This window comes from Candidatus Abyssobacteria bacterium SURF_5 (assembly GCA_003598085.1).
Lineage (GTDB): Bacteria > Abyssobacteria > SURF-5 > SURF-5 > SURF-5 > SURF-5.
On sequence record QZKU01000057.1, the window covers coordinates 1 to 21,134 of the forward strand.

Sequence of the window (21,134 nt, forward strand, 5' to 3'; positions counted from 1 at the left end):
TATTTGTTCTTTTGATCTACTCCGGAACGAAACGAAAGAGACGCGAGCTGGCCAAATTTGCGGAGGAGCGGATTCTGCCGCGGCTGGTAATCGGCGTCAGCAGATGGAGAACGAACCTGAAGCACGGCCTGTTCGTCGCCGGCGTTATTTTTCTTCTGCTCGGCCTGCTGGGTCCGCGGTGGGGATTTCATTGGGAGGACATCAAACGGCGCGGCGTGGACCTGGTCGTTGTGCTGGACACCTCGGAGAGCATGTTGAGCCAGGACGTCAAGCCGAATCGGCTCGAGCGGGCCAAGCGCGAGATCTATGATCTGGTGAAAATGGTACGGGGAGACCGGTTGGGGCTGGTGGTTTTTTCCGGCGCGGCTTTTGTACAGTGTCCCCTGACGCTGGATTACGGAGCGTTCCTCATGTTTCTCGATTACATTGATACGACCATTGTCCCGCAAAAAGGCACGAATCTGGGTGAGGCGCTCCAGGTGGCGACGGGTTCGTTTGATGAACAGAAACGCAGTTCCAAGGCGATCATCCTGATCTCCGACGGCGGCAACCTGCAGGGCGACCCGAAGGCGGCGGCAAAAATGGCCAAAGAAAAAGGCGTCAGAATTTACACGATCGGGATCGGCCGTGAAGACGAAGAATCGCCGATCCCGGTGAGCAGCGGGTTCAAATACAGCGAAGGCAGAATGGTAACCACGAAACTGGAGGACGAAATGCTCCAGGAGATCGCTCTCTCTACGGGAGGCGCCTATGTGCGCTCGGTAACCGGAGACATCGATCTCGAGAAGATATATTATGAGGAAATCAACCAGAAAATGGAAAAGCGCGAACTTCAGGGGGCGCGAGCGAAGCGGTGGGAGGAGCGCTTCCAATGGCCGTTGTGGGTGGCGACGCTGCTCCTGGCGCTCGAGATTGTGGTGGCGGAGAGACAACGTCATGCGACTGATTAGAATCTCTCTTTGTTTTTTTCTGCTTCTCCTTTCCATGAATTCCGCATCCGCGGAGAGCCTGGCGAGCAAAGTGCGCCGGGCAAATTCCTTTTTCAGAGACGGGAAATATCAGGATGCCCTGAAAAAATATCAGGAGGCGCAGGTCGAGGCGCCCGCCGACGAACGGGTGATGTTCAATCTGGGCAACGCACAATACAAGTTGAATGAGAGCGAACGAGCGCTGTCGGAATATCTGCAGGCCGCGCAGACGGAAGACCCGAAGCTGCGGGCGCAGAGCAACTATAATGCCGGCAACGCTCTTTACCGGATGGGAAAACTCGAGGAAGCGGTTCAGCAGTATCTCAAAGCCCTCGAAGACAATCCCGAAGATGAGGACGCCAAGTACAACATGGAATTCGTGCGTCGCGAAATCCGCCGCCGCATGGAGCAACAACAGCAGCGGGAGCAGGATCAGGAGCAGCAGTCCCGAAGCCAGGAGAATAAAAAGCAGGAGAACTCGTCAAACCAGCAAGATCAGCAGAACGAGAATGAACAGCAGCAGAAGCAGGAAAAGCAGCAGAATGAGAATCAGCAGGAACAGCAATCTTCTCCCCAAGGGTCCCCGGAGTCGCAAGACGCCGAATCTCGTGCCGGAGAACAAGCTTCAACGGCCGCGGTCGCCGAGGCAATGAGCAAAGAAAACGTCGAGCGCTACCTTGAGGCTATCGAAGCCGAAAGCGCTCAGAACATGAAGGAATTCCTCAGGCGGCGATATCATGGCGAAGTCGTGGCCAATCCTGAAGACTGGTGAGCGAGGACGGCGCGGCGCCGATTAACGAGGCGGCATTGCTTGGAAGACCAGTGAAGGATCAAGATATGAGGGTCAGCGATACAGGAGTATCTGGAAAATCGGGAGGACTGACATCTGCAATGTGGCGCACACTTGTTTCCGGAGCAAATCGACGAATGCGCGGCTTTCTTCTTGCAGTCCTGGTGCCGGCGGCCATCAATTTTTCCCCCTCCCCGATAGTGCGCGATGTCGTCGCCGAACCGGCGGTGACGCTGCAACTCGGTACTTCTCAGGCCGAGATCGGCGATCGTATTCCTTTAAGAATAGTCGTTGAAGGCAAGAACGACTTCAGCGAACCTATCTTGCCGCCTGTCAGCGGGCTCGAGATCGTTTTCCAGGGGCGCGCCCAAAGCGTTCAGATAGTGAACATGCAGGTGAACTCGTCGAAAATCTTCAATTACATAATCATTCCTCAGCAGGTGGGCGATTACACGCTGGGCCCCGCGCACGTGGAGTATGCGGGCGCAAGCGTGACAAGCAATTCGGCCAGCCTGAAAGTGGCCGCGTCGAACGGAACGCGTCCGGCGTCAAAGAAAGAAAGGGGCGTTCTGATCGAGGCGAGCGTCGATAATGATAAGCCTTACCTGGGGCAGCAGGTTACGCTGCTGTTCCGTTTCGCCAGAACGGCCGGCGCCCGCATCCGCAATGCAGGATATGAGCTGCCCGACCTATCCTCGTTCTGGAGCGAGGGAGTCGAGAGCAGGCGGGAATACGCTCAAAATATAAATGGTCTGGACTATCTCGTGACTGAGATAGCGATTCCGCTGTTCCCCGTCAAGGAAGGAGAGCTGACGATCGGACCGGTCGTGTTGCGGTACGATGAAGTTGTTGCGAGCCGGAGCGAGCCTCAGTCTTCCTCATTTCAGGATCCGTTCGGGAGAAGCGTCTTCGATGACGACTTCTTCAAGATGTTCCGATCGGAAAATATCGTGAAGCGGACGGCCCAAACCGGCCCGATTACCGTTCACGTGAGACCAATTCCGTCGCAGGACCGGCCGGAGGAATACGGGGGAGGCGTCGGCAAGTTCAGCATGATGGCCAGATTGAGCAGCGACCAGGTGAAGGTGGGCGAATCAATCACACTCACGCTCTCGTTGAGCGGCGAAGGCAATATCAGGGACCTTGCCGACCCGAAAGTCGAAATGAAGGACGTCAAGATATATTCGGACAACCCTGCGGTCACCGTCAAGAATTATCACGAAAAAATCGTCGGCGAAAAAGTATATAAATTTGCGCTGGTACCGCAACAGGCGGGGCGACTGCAGATCCCGGAGATCGCGATCCCCTACTACAATCCCGAATCGGAGCGGTTCGAGTTTGCATCGTCTACCATGCTGGAAGTGGAGGTGCTGCCCGCGGAAAAGGAAACGCTGGTGCTCAAAAAAGCAGACGGCTCCGGAAAAAGTCCTGCAGCATCCGCCTTGGATGACCTCCTCCCGATTCATGAGCGGATCGGCCAGATGCAAAGCAGCCAACTGGGGGTCTGGCTCCGCCGCATCAGGCCGCTGGCATATCCCCTGCCGATCCTCGTGTATGCCTTCTGCTTTGTCTACGCCAGGCGGCGGGAGCGTCTCAGGACCGATGTCGCGTACCGGCGCCTGAAGTTCGCCTCCAGAACCGCAGAGGCATATCTTGCGGATGCAGAAGACTCATTCAACCGAAAGGATTTCAAAACCGTTTTCTCCAAAACGGCGAAAGCGGTCTCCGAATACATCGCCGCCAAACTGAATATCGCTTCAGCCGGATTGACGCCCGTCGAGATTGAGGAGCTTCTGACGGCTCGCGGCGCGCAACCGGAAGTGGTAAGCGAGCTGAGGGAATTTCTGGATTTCTGCGATTACGGGCGCTTTACGTCTTCGAGGAAAAGCTCGAACGCCGCCCGCGACTGCATGGCGAGGGCGCGCCGGCTACTTGAGCGCCTCGAGGATGAGGAGGGTATCGGCCGATGAAGCTGAATCTGCATGCAAATCCTGCTCAAACGGCAGTTGCCCTTTTGCTGAGCCTCCTCGCAATCTGTTCACTGGCGCAGGGCGAGATCCCGGAGGACGCCCTCTTGCCGGAACGGCAGGTAAACGAGATCTTTGACATTGCCAACGAAGAATACAAGGCAGGAAATTACGAGAACGCCGTTAGCATGTACGAAGGGATATTGTCGACCTTCGCGATACGCAACGCGGACATTCACTACAACATGGGAAACGCCCACTTCAAACTGGGGCACTATGGGAAAGCGATCGCTTCGTACCGGAGGGCGCTCCAGATATCGCCGCGGGAGCAGGATATCCTTGCGAACCTGCGCCTCGCGCGCAACATGGCGAGGGACAAGCTGGACAGTCCCAAGAGCACCGAGTTGCTGCGCGAAATCTTCTTCTTTCACTATGAATTTAGTAAAATGGAATCGGAATGCATCTTTCTTATTATGTATTGTGTCGGGGTTCTGGCCGGCGTCGTCGCCCTCTTAAAGAAATCCAGGGCCGCTCGCTGGACCGCATTCGGAGCGCTGGCCGTGATGGTGGTTTTCGGATTATCCAGCCTTGTCCACACCTACCGACAGGCGCGCCCGTCCGAAGCAGTGGTCATTGCAGCCGAAGCAGGCGTCCGCACGGGCCCGGGCGAAACGTACCTGGTCTCTTTTTCGCTTCACGACGGCGCGGAGCTTGAAATCAGCAAGACACTGGACGGCTGGCATCAAATCGAACTGTCCGACGGACGGCGCGGATGGATCAAAGACGCGGACATGGAAATCATATGAGCGGGTATATCCGGTGGACTATCTGTACGACCTGAAAAATGCGCTTGCCGGGACGGACGTCCCATCGGCGGGCGGTGGTGATCGTTCGCTTTTTCTTTTGAAGACGAAGGCGTTCGTATCGGAGAAGAAGAGGGACCTCATGCGGATGCATCTCGAAGGGATGGGAGGCGCCGCGGTCGTAGCCCGCTATACCGGTTTGGCAGATGCCTTGATCAGCTTCATATTTGAGAAATCATCGAGAGGAGCCGATGCCTGCTCCCGGAGCGGGCTGATCGCGCTGGGCGGATACGGCCGCAAAGAACTCTGTTTCTGTTCCGATCTCGACATCATGCTGCTGCACGACGGCCCCCTGCAGCAGAGCATGGAGACCTTGAACGATTTCCTCGTCCCTTTTCTGTGGGATATCGGCTTCACAGTCGGCCATAGTGTCCGCTCGGTCGACGAGGCCTTGCGGCTTGCACGCAATGACGACGTGGTGCTCACCTCCATGCTTGAAGGCCGCCTCCTGTTGGGCAACAGCGATTTCCTGGCTTCCTTCAAGCAGCAGTTGTTTGCGCAACTCCGGGCGGAAGGCATAAAAAAATTTATCCGAGTCAAGAAGAGAGAGCGAGCGCAGGATTATCGAGAGGCCGGAAGCGAGGTTTATCATAGCGAACCAAACATCAAGTTGACCGCCGGCGGACTGCGTGATTATCATACCGGCATATGGGCGGTGCTTGCCCAGTTCGGCCTCAAATCTCTGTCTGAGTGTCATACAGAAGGCCTGTTGACCGAGGATCAGTTCTTGCGGATTGAACGGGCGCTCGATTTCATCTGGCGCGTCAGGAACCAGATGCATTTAGACGGCGGAGCTCCACATGACGTGCTCACCTTGAGTCGACAGGAGAAGATAGCTGCCGTCTTTGGATATCAGCCCACGCGAGGCGCTCTGCCGGTTGAATTATTCATGCAGGACTACTATTCGCACGCGCACGAACTCCATCATTTCTATGAAGAAATGCTTCGCTTGGCGGGTTTTTCAAGGCCGGTACGGCAGCAGGAGAGGCCCCGCGGCGGAAGAATGGATCATGGGTTAAAAATTGCCCGCCGCAGGGTCTTTCTGCCTCCCGATGACTCTCAGTGGTTCCGGGAAGATCCTCCCCGGTTGCTGGAAGTATTCTGGTATTCACAGAAGCGGGGGATCATGCTAAGCGAAAGCGGGCTGAACTCCATAAGAAACAACCTTGTATTGATCGACGACAATTTTCGGAGTTCTCCCGTCGCGCGCGACTACTTCCTGGCTATCCTGGCGGACCCGTCACGGGTAGGCGCAACGATCCGACAGATGAGCGAGATCGGGCTTCTCGACCGCTACCTGCCAGAGTTTGCGCAAATCAGAAACCTGGTCAGATATGATTCATTTCATCAGTATCCAGTGCACGAGCATACGCTGCGGGCCCTGGAAACGCTCGCGGTTGTGCCCCAACTCAAAGAACTGGGCACCGACATTTTGAAAGGGATTCTGACGGAGGTGAAGGATCCCGCAATCGTGAGCCTCGCCATCCTGCTTCATGATTTTGGAAAGGCTCATGAAGCGTCGCATGTAACAGAAGGAACGAAGATTGCCGAAGCAATTGCAAGTCGTTTCGGTCTGAATGGAAGTCGTCTCCACACGCTCAACTTCCTGGTCCGCAACCATCTCAAGATGGCCCACCTCAGTCAGTACCGGGACATCGAGGACCTCGCGATAATACGCTCATTCGCTGCGGAAGTTGGATCCATCGAGATGATGAACATGCTGTATCTTCTGACATTCGCCGATCTGTACGCGGTGCGGCAGGGTTCGTGGAACGACTGGAAATCCGCCTTGCTCTATCATCTCTACCAGAGGACAAAGCAGATGCTGGAGGAACCTCCTTCCGCCGGCGGCGATGGAACCTCGGCCGGCGGCGACGGAATGGGGATCTGGGAATCCGCGAAGGCGCGAGCGGTAAACCAGTACCTGCCGAAGAAGGAGGCCTCTGAAGTCCGGCGCCATCTCGAGCTCCTTTCGGATCGATATCTGCGGGCGTTTACTCCCAAAGAGATAGCGGAACACATTCGCATGATTGCCACTCTCAAAAGCAGAAATACCGCATTGAAGTGCATGGCGCTTCCCCAGTACTCGTTCTCGCACATCGTTATCTGCACGAGGGACAGGCTCGGGCTTTTCGCCGATATCGCAGGCACATTCGCCGCTCAGCAGATAAGCATCCTCAACGCCTCCATCTTCACACGGTCCGATGGCGTCGCAATTGACAGTTTCTATGTGGTGGATGCCCGCGGCGATCGCCCGCTGACGTCGACTAAGTGGGCGCAGGTCAAGGATCACCTGAGAAAAGTGCTGCGGGGGGAGCGCGACGTGAAACGCCTGCTGCAAAGCGCCGAACAAAGCCCCCGCTCCCTGCAGCGAACGATGGTTTCGCTGCGGCGCGGCGTTTACTTCGACAACCATGTGTCCGCGACGCATACTGTCATAGATATCGAGGCTCCCGATCGGGTCGGCCTGCTCTATGATATTGCCTCCACTTTCAGCGCAATGGGCCTCAACCTTTCTGTTGCGAAGATAACAACGGATGTCCGCCAGGCGCACGATGCCTTTTATGTCACGGATGAAAACAATAAAAAAATCGTTGATCCCTTGCGATTGCAGGAAATTGAAGAAAGACTTGAAGAAGCTCTCGAACGGAGAAATCCTGCCGCGGCTTCCCTGCTGATCTCAAGGAAAAAAAGGAGAGTGAACGAAAGATGAAACAGCCAAGATCATTACAAGTCATCGGTATCACCATTGTAGCCCTGCTCATGTTCCCGGTCAGTGGAGCGACGCTTCAGCAAAAGCCGCCGGAGAGCGCCCCGCGTGTACTCAAGAACCTTCAGGATTCGTTTGTGGAAATTTCCGAAAAGGCGATGCCGACCGTAGTGCATTTGACATCCGAACGGCTGCCGCTGAAAAACATGCAGGATAAAATGAATGAAGACCTCTTCAAGATGTTCCCCTTCCCGCCGCACATAGCTCCCGACCAGTTCAGAGCGCTGGCGGCTGGCTCCGGCGTTATTGTGGACAAACGAGGATACATTCTTACAAATAACCATCTGGTGGACAATTCCGAACTGATTAAAGTGAAGCTGAGCGATCCAGAAACGGGCCGCTCAAAGGAGTATGATGGGAAAGTTATGGGCCGCGACCCCGCGACCGACCTCGCGGTCGTCAAAATCGAACCCGATCAACCGCTCCCCGAGGCCAGGTTCGGCGACTCCACCCAGTTAAAGGTGGGCGATTGGGCCATCGCGATCGGAGACCCGTTCGGCTTTGAAAAGACGGTGACCGTCGGCGTCATCAGCGGGCTCGGGCGCTCGGGTTTCCCGGGACCCCTCAAGGATGTTCGCTACCAGAATTTCATCCAGACGGATGCCTCCATTAATCCCGGCAATTCGGGGGGTCCGCTCCTCAACATCAACGGCGAGGTCATCGGGATTAATACCTTTATCCAGGCTGCCGGCACCGGCCTCGGGTTTGCGATTCCGAGTGCTATGGCTCTCGAAGTATACCAGCAGCTTGTTGAACATGGAGAGGTGATCCGCGGATTCCTCGGCGTTCAAATTGGAGATCTCGACGAAGGTCTCGCGGAGGCGCTCAAGGTGCCCGATCTCAATGGAGCTCTTGTCGAGCAGGTGATACCCGACAGCCCCGCTGCAGTAGCCGGGCTTCGCCACGGCGATGTGGTTCGGGCCGTTGACGGGCAGCATGTCGAAACTTCAAAAATGCTCCAGCAGCTGATTGCTCACAAGAAGCCCGGACAGATGGTAGAACTGAAAGTCCTGCGCGAAGGTCAACAGAAGACTTTCGCGGTTGAGCTGGTGAAATTCCCCACAAAACTTGCGGCGATGGAACCGATTGAGAGGAAGACGGCGCTGGGTCTTGCGGTCGAGGAACTTCCCGCCGAAATGAGGCAAGCCGGGATGACAGGGGTTATAGTCGATTCGGTTGTTCCAGGCAGCCCGGCCGATCGAAGCGGACTCGCGCAGGGGGATATCATCCTTGAAGTGAATATGAAAGAGGTGAATGACGTACGCACATTCCAGCAGGTGCTCGCCTCTTTGCAGCCGGGGCAATGGGTCAGCTTTTACGTCAAACGCGGCGACGTGACGCTCTATAGGGCGGTAAAAATCCCGGTCGAATAATCCTTTTGGGATCAAACAGATGTCGGCAGAGGGCTGCATTTATGCTGCAAGCCTTTGTTCGATAAGATTTTTCAAGCCGGGCGAAACGGTAATTCAGGTCCATTCTGGCCGGAGGAGAGTGAAGCCTGTTTTTTGAAGCGGTTAATTTTTTTGTTGTCGTGCTTGTTGTTTTTCTGAAAAATTGCTGATATAATGACACTTGTGGGAGGTTAATATGTCTATCGGTAAAATAATCAGAAAGCGACGGCAAGAGATCGGCATGAAGGCAAATGAGCTTGCGAAGCGCATTGGCGTCAGCCAGAGTTTCTTGAGCAACATCGAAAACGATCTCAAGATACCCCGTTTCCTCCTCCTCCACAAGATTGCCAATGAGCTGAAGATGAGCATGGGGGCTTTTGACGATATAGGCGGGGAAGCAAAGAGTTTCTCGGCCAAGGGAATGAAGGCTTCCAATCGCGAATTGGCCATTTTGCGTGATCCGGCTTTCGCACCACTGTTCGAGCGTGAGGATTTGGGCGAGCTCTCGGCTCTTGCAAAAAAGGAACTGGCCGAGTTCTATCGTGAGATCAAGCTCCACGACAGCGACAAGAGAAATCCCGACGGGACACTGAAGGAATAGGCGCCAAAAGCAGAGGAGAACTATGCTTTACGAGAGGCTGGAAAGCTTGGAGAAAAGCACGGACTTCGGGCTCAACAAGCGCCCGCTCGGGTATGGCGATTTCAAGCGCATCTGCAAAAAATATCAGATCTTCGTTCAGGAAAAGCCGCTGTTGAGCGAGCTCAAGGGCATCTTTACCTGGTACGGAGAAAATCCTTATATCTGCATCAGCTCCCGGCTGCCGGAGCGCGAGCGTACCTTTATCGCTTTCTGTGAACTAGGACATTTCTTTCTGCACGACCGAAGCAACCATTTCTTCACAAAGATGCAGGATAAGTGGCAGCTCGGCGAAATGGAATATCATACGCGTGTTTTCGCGCAGCTTGCCATTGTGCCGACGCCCGATCTGATCGAGATATTCAACAAGAGAAGAGAAGCAAGAAAACCGATGAACTTCCGCTACCTGAGCGAGTTGACCGAATTATACCATACGACGTTCCAGATCATGGACTCGCGCCTGCGCATCTTTTATGACTATATCTTTACGCGGCCCGACGTGCTTGGCCACAAAGAAAGCCTGCTGGCATAAAGAAGCGCCTGCGCTGCTCTCAATCAAAGCCTTTCAACCCACTCCGCAAGAAAAGCTGCTTCCACTTCCATTACTTGCCCGGAACCTTCTTCCCGAATATAAACCGTTTCCTTTGCAGGCAGCCGTTCTCCCACGACCAGCGTAACCTCCGGCTCAGTTCCTTCACCACTCCATAATCGAATGCCCAAGGCGGGTGATTTGAAAAGAGAGGCATCCTGCGTTTCGCCGGAGATGACGTTGACATACTTCAACCGGCTCAACTCCCACAAAAGTTGGTCGACTTCATACGATTCAGCATTGAGCTTGCGCGGGATGTTCCAACTGACGTCTTTCCTCTTTATTGAATATGTCTCTTCACCTTTTATAAGATCGATTTTCTCGATATCGGCCGCCTCGAAATGGGCAACCGATTTATCGATGAGATCATCGGGCTCGACCGACATCTCCTTCACCGCTTCCGCATCGACTACGCATAATTCTCCCGAAGGCAGAACGGACAGATATTCCTCCTCAGCAGTCATTTGAGTGAACGAAACAAGAATCGGCTCGTTTTCGTCTTGCACCCACAGGCGCAAGCGGAGCTGAGGCTGTTTCAGGCGGCTTTGAGCTTCTTTGTCAGATCTGACAAAGCGAACAGCTTTCATTTTCGCCAGTCCGCGTAACAACGATTCGATCCGACTTGCGTCGGCTCGCGTCTCGCGCGGCTCCAGCATCAGCCACTTCCCGGAGTTCTCGTCTTGTTTCACCGACAACTTGCTGTTGTTTGTCTCAATCTCAAGCTTCCGGACCGATTCAGGGTCGAATTTCGCCAATCGTTCGTCGCGCCATTCGTCGGGTGAGGCGGTTACCTTTTCCAGGATTGCATCATCGAGCTCGAGGACGCGGCGGCCATCTTCGCCGCGGACGGCATACACGACTTTTGTGTCGGGCGCCGGTTTCGCGCCGAAATAAATCACTTCCCGATTGTCACCTAATCCCAGTTCCACCCGCGCCTCCGCCGGTTCCAGCCCGTAAGCATGCAGGTCGGGGGCGTTCTCCTCGACAAACTTTTTCACGCGCGCGTAGCGTATCGAATCCAGAAGCGTGTTGATTTTTTCGGTATCGGCATCGGTTTCCGCAGGAGAGACCATGCGCCATCGGTTTTCGTCCTCTTTTCGCAACGTTACCGATTTCCCATCGCGGTGCAATGCTATCTCCTCCACATCGGGCGTGGAGAACTGTACCAGTTTTTTATCGCGCAGGGCGTACAGGTCCTGGTCCAGCGCATCCTTGGCCGATACCGCGACCGTGAAAACATTGGGGGCGTCCTCCTTTTTCATATAGACGTTTTTCCCGTCGGGTGTTGTCGACCCGATCAGGACGCGCTCCGATTTTCCGGCAGTCGAAACGATCTCAATGGAAAGGTCCGGCTGGTCGAGCCCAAATGGCTTGAGTTCACCCTGCTCTCCCAGGTCTCGCTCAAACTTCACCTCCGCCGCAGCGGTAATGAGCTGTTTGATTTTGGGTTGCTCCGCGGCCGCCTTCACCGGTTCGGCTATTACCCACTCGCCGTTTCCTTTTTTGACTACGATCGTCTCATCCGCACGCGCGACGAGCACCGATGCGGCATCCGCCGGATCGAAAGAAAGCACTCGTTTGGCTTGTTCGCCGGCTTCCCTTCTTTTTTGGCCGCCCTGAATCTCATACAGATAGAAAAAGACGGCCGCGGCGGCAAACAACAGGAAGATGATCAGCGTGCGCTTGTAACTCACGAGTGCCTGCTCCTCCTCACGAAAGCAAGAATTCCGCCGATCAGCACGAGGCCGGGCAGCACGATCACCGGCAGCACAAAAAGGAGTTTCGCGTCTGTCGCCGTCAGCATGACCGGCTGAAAATTCCTCTCTTTCGGCGGAATCGCTATTAATGCCTCTTCCCGACCCAGCCAATTCATGGTATTCATGAACAGGTCCGCTCCGCCGGACAGATGAATCTTGGCGTTCGTGACGAAATCGGAGTCGCCGAAGACGACGACTGCGCCGCGCTTTGCCTCAGTTGTTTCGCCTTCACTATCGGTGGAGACGGCGATCTCGGCGGCGGCGGCGAGGGAAATCGGTCCCGCCACGTCTTTGCCGGAATCGAAGGAGGCCGTTCCCTTTTCGAGTGCAGCCATGTCCGTTTCGGCCCAACTGCCGTCGCCGGTTTTCGCGAGCCAACTCGGCTGGGTTGCGGCAGCATCGTCAACCGAGACCGAGCGTGCGACGGAAAAAAATGAGGCGATACGAAAGCTCGAAGTGATCGGGTGGCTCGGAGAATACGTCGTCAGCACCGGCATCAGGTAGTCGCCGCCGAACAGCCTGCTGAGGCGGTCAACGACGATATCATTGCCCAAGAGGATACCGTACTTTTCGAGGAAAGGAGTAAGTGACGGGGCCATTTGCGGATCGACCAGGAACAGCACTCTTCCACCCGCCGCCAGATACTGCTCGATGGCTTGCAGTTCGGCCTCCGCAAGGTCTGTCTGCGGGCCGGCCACCGCCAGAATCGCGCAGTCGTCCGGCACGCGCTCGGCTCTCATCAGCAGGAGTGTTTCGGGCTGATAGTTCTTGTCTTCAAGCATTTTCTTCGAGACGCTGAGTCCACCGGCATCCGTGCTGTCCAGCGGGTGCTCCCCGTGCCCTTCGAGGAAGCATACTTTCTTCTTCTCTGCGCGGGTAACCTTGATAAGAGCGTTGGTGACCTGTTCCTCATCCAGATCTGTAACTGTTTCACGTCCGGTGCCTGTTTCGAAAAACGCGACAGGGATCCCGTAGCGGCGGATTTCGGCTTCGCGTGCAAGGTCAGGGGTCAGGTCCGGGTCTATGATGGTCACTTGAAGTGCTTTTGCGTGGCGGCTGTAGAGGTCGAAAAGCTCCCGGGCCTCTTCGTACGAAGCGCTGCCTTTTCCCACAAACACCGTCACCGCGACAGGGTCCTTCAATTCCTTGAGAACGTTGAGCGTCTGCTCTGAAAGACTGTGGCGTTTGTTGGCGGTGAAATCCTTTCGCCAGTTGTGCCGATAGGAAAAGGCCTCAATCAGGATAACGATTCCGAGGGCCATCAGGATCGCCAGGGCCGTGTTGATTCCGTACCGGGTTGACAATCGCAATCGTGGACTCATTCTACGCCCTCCCCTTCCACTTCGAGATCTCCAACGAGCGGAGCGTCAGAAAGATAAAGAATCCGATGAAAACCAGGTAATACGTCAGGTCGTGCGTATTCAAGATGCCGCGGGCGAACGTTTCGATGTGGTCGAAAATTGACAGGTCGGTAAGTACGGCGTTATACGGCGCCGGAAGCAGGTTTTCCGCGGCTCCCGTCAGCCAGAAAAACAGGAGCAGACCGTAGCTGCCAGCCACGGCTATTATCTGGTTTTCCGTCAGTGATGAAATGAAAATGCCCAGCGAGATGAACGCCGCTCCGCTGAGAAGCAGCCCGGCATATCCCATCGCCAAACTCGCAGGTTCGACCGGCGCAAATCTTCCGGTGAGCGCGGGATACAGGGCCGTCAGTGCGATCATGCATGCGTACACCAGGAAACATGCGAGGAACTTCGCGCCGGTCACTTCAATGTCGCGCACCGGATACGTCAACAGCAGTTCGATAGCGCCGGACTTCTTCTCCTCGGAGAACGAGCGCATCGTGAGCATCGGTATCATCAGCAGGGAAAGGAAACTCAGCGTGTAGACCATGGGCTCGAGCACGTACTCGGTGATATTCAAATCGTAATGCTGCATCATATAAGGATTACGCGAGATCTCGAGAGAATCGTAATAGAACATAGAAAACCGCAGCGAAAAGATGATGCCGGAGATGAGGAGGAATATCGCGATCACCACATAAGCGATCGGCGACTGGAAGTAGGAATACAGCTCTTTCCGGGTCAGGGTCAGCACGTTTCTCATGATGTCACCTCGGCTTCTTTTGCAGTCGCTCGAAGAAAGATATCCTCCAGGCTTGCTCTGTCAGGCCGAAGCTCGACGAGACCCCAGCCTCTGCGGACGATCTCGGCGGCGATCATCTCACGGGCATCCACGCGCGGTTTCAGAGCGACGCGCACGCGCACGCACTGATCTTCACTGCCTGTTCGCTCGGCCGTTTCCACTCCTTCAATCGCTGCCAAGGCCTGCAAAACGTCCGCGTCCGGCCCCCGCACAAGCAGGTGCAGCTTCATCTGCCGATCGGCCTCAAGGCTGCTGAGCGAGTCCCTCGCGACGATGCGGCCCTCGTTGATGATGGCGACGCTGTCGCAGATCATGCTGACCTCCGGAAGGATGTGGGTGCTCAGGATGATTGTCCGTTTGCCGGCGAGGCTCTTGATCAGGTTGCGGATCTCCACGATCTGGTTCGGATCGAGGCCGACGGTCGGCTCATCCAGAATAAGCACTTCCGGCTCGTTCAGGAGAGCCTGGGCGATTCCCACGCGTTGGGCGTACCCGCGGGAGAGTTTTGCGACAAGCCTGCCGGAAATATCGCGGATGCCGCACTTATCCTTGACCTCCTCGATCGCCCGTTTCCGGTCGCGCGCCGGAACCCCCTTCATCCGCGCGACGAATTCGAGATAAGCGTCGACCTCCATTTCCCCATACAGCGGCACGCGCTCGGGCAGGTACCCTATCCGCCTGCGCACTTCGAGCGATTGCGTGAACACGTCAAATCCCGCTACGCGCGCCGAGCCGCTGGTGGCGGGAATGAAACACGTGAGGATGCGCATGGTCGTCGTTTTACCGGCGCCGTTGGGGCCGAGAAATCCGAGAATCTCGCCGCGGTTGACGGTGAAGGAGACATCGGATATTGCGGATATCTGCCCGTAATTCTTGGTCAGATGTTCCACTTCGATCATTATGCCGTTCCCCCGAAAGTTCCCATTTCCTCTAAACAAGGATTCCTGTCTCCGCACGCGCACGTGCGGAGACAGGATCCGTTTGCTTCTTCAGCGGCGATCGGTTTAGTACATGCCGCCGCCGGGCATTCCGCCTGGCATTGCCGGGGCGGGCGCCTCTTTTTCAGGTACTTCAGTCACCAGCGCCTCGGTTGTCAGCAGAAGGCTGGCGATGCTGGATGCATTCTGAAGCGCGGTGCGAGCGACCTTGGTTGGATCGATGATACCGGCCTTGAACATATCGACGAATTCTTCGGCCGCAACGTCGAATCCCATGGAGCCCTTCTCGCTCTTCAGTCGCTGAACGATGACGGAGCCTTCGAGGCCCGCGTTGGCAGCCAGTATTCTGGCCGGTTCTTCAAGAGCGCGTTTCACGATTTGAGCGCCCACCGCCTCATCGCCGGTGAGTTCCAGCTTGTCGATCGCCGGAACCGAGCGCAGCAACGCCACTCCGCCGCCCGGGATCGTGCCTTCCTCGACGGCGGCTCGAGTAGCATGAAGCGCGTCTTCTACGCGCGCCTTCTTCTCTTTCATCTCGGTCTCGGTTGCGGCGCCCACGTTGATGACCGCGACACCGCCGGCGAGCTTCGCGAGGCGTTCCTGCAATTTCTCGCGGTCGTAATCCGAGGTCGTCTCCTCGATCTGCTTGCGAATCTGGTTCACCCGGCCGTTTATGTCCGCGGTCTTGCCGGCGCCCTCGACAATGGTGGTGTTATCTTTATCGACCACTATCCGCTTGGCGCGGCCGAGATCTTCCAATTTTATATTCTCGAGCTTCACGCCCATCTCCTCAGAGATAGCGCGGCCGCCGCTGAGGATGGCAATGTCTTCAAGCATCGCCTTGCGCCGATCGCCAAAGCCGGGAGCCTTCACGGCGCAGCACTGCAGCGTGCCGCGCAGCTTGTTGACCACCAGCGTCGCGAGGGCTTCGCCCTCCACGTCCTCCGCGATAATGAGGAGCGGACGCCCTGATTTCGCCGTGCTCTCGAGCAGCGGGAGCAGATCCTTCAGGCTCGAGATCTTCTTCTCGTGAATCAGGATGTAGGCGTTTTCCATAACGGCTTCCTGCCGCTCGGCGTCGGTGATGAAATAGGGCGACAGATAGCCCTTATCGAACTGCATTCCCTCGACCACATCGAGCGTGGTCTCCATCGCCTTCGCCTCTTCGACCGTGATCGTGCCGTCTTTGCCGACCTTGTCCATCGCGTCCGCTATGATCTCGCCGATCGCGGCGTCGCTGTTAGCCGAGATGGTGGCCACCTGCGAGATCTCCTTGCGGTCCTTCACGCTCTTGCTCTGCTTCTTGAGGGATTCGACAACCGCCTCGACCGCTTTCTCGATGCCGCGCTTCAGGTCCATGGGATTGCGGCCGGCAGTCACGTTCTTGAGGCCCTCGCGGTATATGGCTTCGGCAAGAATGGTTGCGGTCGTGGTTCCGTCGCCGGCCACGTCGCTCGTTTTCGAGGCGACTTCCTTCACCATCTGCGCGCCCATGTTTTCATACGGCTCCTCCAGCTCAACCTCTTTCGCGACGGTTACGCCGTCCTTGGTGATGGTGGGAGCTCCCCATTTCTTATCGAGGACCACATTCCGGCCTTTCGGTCCCAGCGTCACCTTCACGGCCGCGCTCAGCTTCTCAACGCCTCGAAGAATCGCGTGCCGCGCGTCTTCGCTGAACTTCAATTGTTTTGCAGGCATATTATGAGCCTCCCTTCCTGTCTCATCCGATAATGGCGAGGACTTCGTCTTCGCGCATGATGATGTATTCCTTGCCGTCGATCTTGACTTCGGTGCCCGCATATTTGCCGATCAGGATGCGGTCGCCCTTCTTCACTTCCATGGGAATACGCTTGCCGTCCTCACCGGTCGCGCCCGGTCCGACAGCCACGACTTCACCCTCTTGGGGTTTCTCTTTGGCGGTGTCAGGAATGATTATCCCGCCCTTCTTGACCTCGGTCTCTTCGATTCTGCGCACCAGAATCCGGTCGGCCAAAGGTTTTACCTTCATACCGATACTCCTTTCCCAAACTAGTTCATACTAGATCGAATATCCTCCCGCCTTCTGTGACGGAGCTCACGAACTGTGAACGGCCGGAATCCCGCGGCCACTACACCTCCCTTCCAAAACTGTAAAGTAGAAAGTAACCCCATCCATGCGGTTTCAAGGAGCCGGCAAGCGCCGCTCCTGTTAATGTTAAATGGATAAGGTCTGAAAGCAACTCAAACTATCGAACTAATAAAGCAATGAGGGTGCCAAAGGATTGTTGGAAATCACAAATATATTGTTTCCAATTAGTTACAAACGAGGACGGGATTACGAAAAAAGGAGGCAAAGATTAAGTCTTTGCCCCTTTGGCATGCTGTAATTTGAAGCAGCAGAATCCTGCCGGCGGTATTTGATGAATTTCGTTCGACAATGAAACGCCTTCAGGATGAACCTGGCGCGGGATGGAAATTTAACATGAATTAAAGACTGATTGATTTTCAGATTGAAACAGCTACGGTGCGGACACTATTTAAAGGAGGCTGCCCATATGACAAAGGGCGCCGATCGAATTTAACCATCAGGTTCTTTGAAGGGGAGACCCTGTTCAGTCATTTGCGGATTGGCCCTCTTCCTCGTCCTTGACCCGCGCGCTCAGGGCCATTGAGAGACCCTTTCGAAGTGCTTCCTCGGCAGCCTTATTGTTCCCCTGGAGGAGGTGATTCTGAGCTATCTTCATGTAATCGGCCGCGAGATTTCCGGCACGTTCCATGCCGGCTTTGCCGAGCATAACGGCATCGGAAGCCTTTACGAAGGCATCGGCGGCGGCTTCGATGGCGCGATCATAATCATGTTCGCTCAAATATGTGCAGGCGATCTCGTCGAACGAGCGAGCGGCAGTCAGGACGTCCGGGCAAACTCTGCCGGAATGAAGCACTTGCGCCAGCGCAATCTGATCCTGCGCTTTTTGAATTTCGTGCTGGGCCCGCTCGCGCAGTTCGAAGCGTTTCTGCTTTACGCGTTCCTGCACCGCTGAGGCCATTGAATGAAGAAGCTCGATGTGGTTTGCAAGAAGCCGGAGGTTTTTCCGCTCGATGATTTCTGTCGTTTCTTCTGCAAGTTCCGACAGATTCTGGAATTCATCGGGCGCGAACTGCGAAGATGCGGGATCGGAAAGGACAGCCTTATGGAGAGCATCGCCGGCGTGTAGCGAAGCGGTAAGTTGTTTCCAGCGCTGTTTGTTCTCCTCGGATTCCTCACGTAGCCGCGCGATTATGGCCATGGTTTGCCGGACCAGATCGAAACTGCCGTCCATATCCCCCTCGATTATGGAATTATCCGCCTGATCCAAAAATGAGCGAGCCTCATCGAGAAGGAGCGAGCCTTCCATAACGAAATCAAGCTTGGCGCAGGCTTCGACTTCGCTGCGGGCTGCTTGCATTTTCAGGCGGAGCTGGCGCAGGTCTTCTTCGCGCTCCTTCTCGAACCGCTCGCGCAGGAATTCGACCTGCCACAATTTTGCGCGGGCGACAGCGAGATCTTTCCGCAGTTCGATCTCCGCCCCGGCGCGCAGCGCGTCGGGCCCGCCGGAAAGCTCGCCCCATAAGCGCTTGATGTCGAGATACACGCTTTCGAGCGCGTCCGGCGCATAGTAGCCGGAGCATTTTTCCACGGCCCGCTTGACCGCCTGCTCGATCTCACTCAGCTCTGCCGTGATCTCACGATGCAATTCTTCCTGTTCCAAGGAGACGCTGGCTTGTATGTCATCCAGCAATTCCCGGAGCGAATCCTCCCGCACCTGCAAGCTCTCCGGTTCACGCGAGGCAAGGCCGGAAATGAGTTCAGTCAGTTTCGAATAAAGCGCCTCGACGCGATCGGGGCAGCGATAGCAGGTTTCCAGAGAAACGAGCGCTGCAGCCTTTTCGAGAAGCGCAGCCGCTTCCAGCACAAGATTCGACCATTCTTCGCGCACGCGGCTCTGCGGCTCAATGACATTCATGCGAAGGCGCTCGATGGCCTCGTCAGCGCATTTTTCGGCTTCCTGTGCATTGCCTTCGAGCAAATATTTCCTGGCGTGTTCGATGAGCATGCCGGCCTGCACGAAAGCCGGAGCGACATCGGCGTCAATCCCCGAGGCCGCGGCCGAAGTGAGCAGACTGGCCGCAGTGGAAACGATCGCCTCGATATCTTTCAGTTGGTCGGTCGCCTCGACATATGATTTTTCAACGTCCGCGATCAGGCGCTCACATTCAGAGATCGCGGCCGAAAGGGCATCGCGGTCGCGGCTGCACAGCGAGGCGATCATGTTGCGCTCGGCATGGAGCAGCGGCTCAACCTTGCCAGGATTCACCTTCAGCATCAGTGGGAGATTGAGTGCGCGTATCTTTGCGGAAGACTCGTCCGCCCGAAGAAAAAGGTCGTTCCATCGGCGCTCGGATTCGGCGATTGCCGGAATGATTTCCTCTCGAAGCAAACGCGCGGTTTCCTCGGCCAGTGAAATGCCCTTTTCCTGCCGGCCATCTTCAAAACAGGTTTTGGCCTCGGCAATCGCATCCTTGGCCTGAAGCAGCTCCCCCATTGCCTCCTGTGCGAAAGAGCGCGTCATGGCCTCGTCGAGGACGGCTGAGGCCGCGCGGATGGATTCGCGCAGCCTGATCGTCAACTGCTTTGCCTCTTCGGTCACCCGAAGCGCACTTGCTTCGGCTTCGATCGCCTTGCTTTCGGCTGACGAGAGGAAATCGCGTACTTCATCCCATCGAGTGCGGCGGGCGCTGGTTTCGGCCCGGTCAAGAAAATTGTAAGCCTCCTTGAGCGCCTCGGGCGCATGTTCTTTCGCGCCGGCCTTGCGCGCGCGCATGATTACCTGCCGCACCTGCGCGAGCGAAGCCATCACTTCCTCCCGGCCTTTGCTGCGCTGGGGCGAGAGCAGACTGACGCGCTCGGTGATGATGGCGCCCTGATCGAGAAGGTATCGGAGACGGTCCACGTTGCGGTCGTTGAGGCAGGGGATCAATTCCTCCCGGATTTCACGAAGCTCGCCGAATTCGAGCGGAGCGTATTCGGGGGCGCCTTCTTCCTCGAGCGCATTTACCTTTGCCCGCAACGACTTCACCTGTTGCACCAGTTTATCCCACTCTTTTTCGACGCTGTCGGCCTTCTCTGTCGCCTGTTTCAGAAGCTGGACCGCCTGTGACGCCATCTGAACGGCTTCTTCGTCGAAACCGGAATCCATGAACTTGCGGGCGTCGCCCAGTTTCTTCTTGGCTTCCTCAACCGGGACAGCGACCGCGCGATGGAACGGGTGCGAACGAGCCCCGATGAGAGCGGTCTGCCCGATATCGTATAATTCCTCGAATTCCGTCCGGAGCCCCGTTTCCGACATCTCCGATTTCAGCGATTTGATGATCGAAGAAAAGCTGCCGCGCCCGAAACCGGGCGTGGGGGACGAGGTGTAATATTTCAGCAGCATTTCCTTTAGATTGGCATCGCCGCAGAAATCGATATGCACCTTCCTGCCCGTCATCTCTTCGAGGCGGGCGAGCAGTTCCTCATAGGTGTGGCGTTCGAAGGGAGCGGCCGTGAGAACATCGAGGGTTTCTTCGGCGAGTTGATACGGCAGCACTTGCAGTTCCAGCGCCGCCTCGGACGGAAGCGCGCTTATGACGGCTTCCGGTATCTGCCGCGGAACCGCCGGAAGAAAGGCGCCGCCGTACATTTCGGCATAAATCGCGCCGAGGTTGTCGCGTGAAACGTATCCGAGTCTGAACAGTGTCTCCTCAAGCGAAAGGTTGCGCCCTCTTGCCTTCTGGAGCACTTCTTCGAGTTCCTGCTCTGAGAGAATATTTTTCTGGACGAGGACGTCCCCAAGGGGTTTGTAGGTCTGCGTCATTGAAATGCTCCTGTGGAGGGTCCCGATGCCGCATTTGCCGCGGAAGCAGCGGCATTGCGGGTATTATAGTTGAAGCATGCCCAAAATTCAACGAAGAACGGAGGCGCCAAAATCCGTGCAGTTTGGTAGACGGCAGGTATCAGCGCTCCGATCCGAACTACCTGCATTTTTCGCATCCTCAGCGCATTGACAGGCGGCGGAGTCTGCTGTAAAATAAGGACAGATTGCGCCATTAGCTCAGCTGGATAGAGCACAGGCCTCCGGAGCCTGGTGTCGGGGGTTCAAATCCCTCATGGCGCGCCAAACCGGCAAGCGCAGATGTGAAAGTCCCCCGCCATTCCTTACAGCCAGGCGGAGGGCTATAACGGCAAGAGATGGCGCAGCAATTGAACTGTTTTTCATTTTCCTCATGCATTCTTGCCGGTCAAACACACCACTCCACCGCG

Annotated in this window: 16 protein-coding genes and 1 tRNA gene; 9 read left to right on the top strand and 8 right to left on the bottom strand. The window is 56.1% G+C overall.

Annotated elements, in window-relative coordinates; all coding sequences use genetic code 11:
- The first annotated feature begins 128 nt into the window (after nt 1-128).
- The 8 genes from C4520_08120 (at nt 129) to C4520_08155 (ending at nt 9,918) form a co-directional block, all read left to right on the top strand.
- Entirely contained in the window at nt 129-950 is an 822-nt protein-coding gene (locus C4520_08120) for a VWA domain-containing protein (protein RJP22486.1), read from the top strand.
- The gene (locus C4520_08125) at nt 796-1,740 is read left to right on the top strand and encodes a tetratricopeptide repeat protein (GenBank protein RJP22459.1); all 945 of its coding nucleotides are present in this window, start codon (nt 796-798) and stop codon (nt 1,738-1,740) included. Before C4520_08120 ends, C4520_08125 begins: the two co-directional genes overlap by 155 nt.
- Nucleotides 1,737-3,728 (top strand): protein BatD, encoded by a 1,992-nt coding sequence (locus C4520_08130; protein ID RJP22460.1) that lies wholly within the window; start codon nt 1,737-1,739, stop codon nt 3,726-3,728. The genes C4520_08125 and C4520_08130 overlap by 4 nt, the downstream gene beginning before the upstream one ends.
- Nucleotides 3,725-4,531, top strand: coding sequence for a tetratricopeptide repeat protein (locus tag C4520_08135; protein RJP22461.1), 807 nt, complete (start codon nt 3,725-3,727; stop codon nt 4,529-4,531). The genes C4520_08130 and C4520_08135 overlap by 4 nt, the downstream gene beginning before the upstream one ends.
- A gap of 13 nt (nt 4,532-4,544) precedes the next feature.
- Nucleotides 4,545-7,301, top strand: coding sequence for a [protein-PII] uridylyltransferase (gene glnD / locus C4520_08140; protein ID RJP22462.1), 2,757 nt, complete (start codon nt 4,545-4,547; stop codon nt 7,299-7,301).
- Nucleotides 7,298-8,731: a Do family serine endopeptidase gene (locus tag C4520_08145; GenBank protein RJP22463.1), complete on the top strand. Its 1,434-nt coding sequence runs from the start codon at nt 7,298-7,300 to the stop codon at nt 8,729-8,731. Before glnD ends, C4520_08145 begins: the two co-directional genes overlap by 4 nt.
- A 214-nt stretch (nt 8,732-8,945) precedes the next feature.
- A complete protein-coding gene (locus C4520_08150; protein ID RJP22464.1) occupies nt 8,946-9,350 on the top strand; it encodes an XRE family transcriptional regulator in 405 nt (134 codons plus the stop codon).
- Nucleotides 9,351-9,372: 22 nt separating this feature from the next.
- A complete protein-coding gene (locus C4520_08155) occupies nt 9,373-9,918 on the top strand; it encodes an ImmA/IrrE family metallo-endopeptidase (GenBank protein ID RJP22465.1) in 546 nt (181 codons plus the stop codon).
- Between the two features lie 23 nt (nt 9,919-9,941).
- On the opposite strand, the gene C4520_08160 is transcribed toward C4520_08155, so the two are convergent.
- From C4520_08160 to C4520_08195, 8 genes are all read right to left on the bottom strand, one after another.
- Nucleotides 9,942-11,843 carry a DUF4340 domain-containing protein gene (locus tag C4520_08160; GenBank protein RJP22466.1) on the bottom strand — a complete coding sequence of 634 codons (1,902 nt, stop codon included), beginning with the start codon at nt 11,841-11,843 and terminating at the stop codon, nt 9,942-9,944.
- Nucleotides 11,666-13,054, bottom strand: coding sequence for a hypothetical protein (locus C4520_08165; GenBank protein RJP22467.1), 1,389 nt, complete (start codon nt 13,052-13,054; stop codon nt 11,666-11,668). Before C4520_08165 ends, C4520_08160 begins: the two co-directional genes overlap by 178 nt.
- Before the next feature lies 1 nt (nt 13,055).
- Nucleotides 13,056-13,838 carry an ABC transporter permease gene (locus C4520_08170; GenBank protein RJP22468.1) on the bottom strand — a complete coding sequence of 261 codons (783 nt, stop codon included), beginning with the start codon at nt 13,836-13,838 and terminating at the stop codon, nt 13,056-13,058.
- Nucleotides 13,835-14,776 (bottom strand): ATP-binding cassette domain-containing protein, encoded by a 942-nt coding sequence (locus C4520_08175; protein RJP22469.1) that lies wholly within the window; start codon nt 14,774-14,776, stop codon nt 13,835-13,837. The genes C4520_08170 and C4520_08175 overlap by 4 nt, the downstream gene beginning before the upstream one ends.
- A gap of 105 nt (nt 14,777-14,881) precedes the next feature.
- Complete coding sequence (gene groL / locus C4520_08180) at nt 14,882-16,513, bottom strand: chaperonin GroEL (GenBank protein RJP22470.1); 1,632 nt, start codon at nt 16,511-16,513, stop codon at nt 14,882-14,884.
- Nucleotides 16,514-16,535: 22 nt separating this feature from the next.
- Nucleotides 16,536-16,823, bottom strand: a complete 288-nt coding sequence (locus tag C4520_08185; protein RJP22471.1) for a co-chaperone GroES — start codon at nt 16,821-16,823, stop codon at nt 16,536-16,538.
- A gap of 583 nt (nt 16,824-17,406) precedes the next feature.
- On the bottom strand, nt 17,407-20,688 hold the full coding sequence (locus C4520_08190) for a hypothetical protein (GenBank protein RJP22472.1): 3,282 nt from the start codon (nt 20,686-20,688) through the stop codon (nt 17,407-17,409).
- A complete protein-coding gene (locus C4520_08195; GenBank protein RJP22473.1) occupies nt 20,685-20,921 on the bottom strand; it encodes a hypothetical protein in 237 nt (78 codons plus the stop codon). Before C4520_08195 ends, C4520_08190 begins: the two co-directional genes overlap by 4 nt.
- On the opposite strand from C4520_08195, the gene C4520_08200 reads away from it, so the two are divergent.
- A tRNA-Arg gene (locus tag C4520_08200) sits at nt 20,915-20,991 on the top strand. The two genes, C4520_08195 and C4520_08200, sit on opposite strands and share 7 nt — an antisense overlap.
- Nucleotides 20,992-21,134 lie beyond the last annotated feature (143 nt).

Bases quoted from the DNA above. Each gene is read 5' to 3' on its own strand.
- C4520_08195 (RJP22473.1), bottom strand. From the start codon at position 20,921: ATGGCGCAATCTGTCCTTATTTTACAGCAGACTCCGCCGCCTGTCAAT.
- C4520_08145 (RJP22463.1), top strand. From the start codon at position 7,298: ATGAAACAGCCAAGATCATTACAAGTCATCGGTATCACCATTGTAGCC.
- C4520_08175 (RJP22469.1), bottom strand. From the start codon at position 14,776: ATGATCGAAGTGGAACATCTGACCAAGAATTACGGGCAGATATCCGCA.
- groL (RJP22470.1), bottom strand. From the start codon at position 16,513: ATGCCTGCAAAACAATTGAAGTTCAGCGAAGACGCGCGGCACGCGATT.
- C4520_08165 (RJP22467.1), bottom strand. From the start codon at position 13,054: ATGAGTCCACGATTGCGATTGTCAACCCGGTACGGAATCAACACGGCC.
- C4520_08125 (RJP22459.1), top strand. From the start codon at position 796: ATGAGGAAATCAACCAGAAAATGGAAAAGCGCGAACTTCAGGGGGCGC.
- C4520_08185 (RJP22471.1), bottom strand. From the start codon at position 16,823: ATGAAGGTAAAACCTTTGGCCGACCGGATTCTGGTGCGCAGAATCGAA.
- C4520_08135 (RJP22461.1), top strand. From the start codon at position 3,725: ATGAAGCTGAATCTGCATGCAAATCCTGCTCAAACGGCAGTTGCCCTT.
- C4520_08170 (RJP22468.1), bottom strand. From the start codon at position 13,838: ATGAGAAACGTGCTGACCCTGACCCGGAAAGAGCTGTATTCCTACTTC.
- C4520_08155 (RJP22465.1), top strand. From the start codon at position 9,373: ATGCTTTACGAGAGGCTGGAAAGCTTGGAGAAAAGCACGGACTTCGGG.
- C4520_08150 (RJP22464.1), top strand. From the start codon at position 8,946: ATGTCTATCGGTAAAATAATCAGAAAGCGACGGCAAGAGATCGGCATG.
- C4520_08190 (RJP22472.1), bottom strand. From the start codon at position 20,688: ATGACGCAGACCTACAAACCCCTTGGGGACGTCCTCGTCCAGAAAAAT.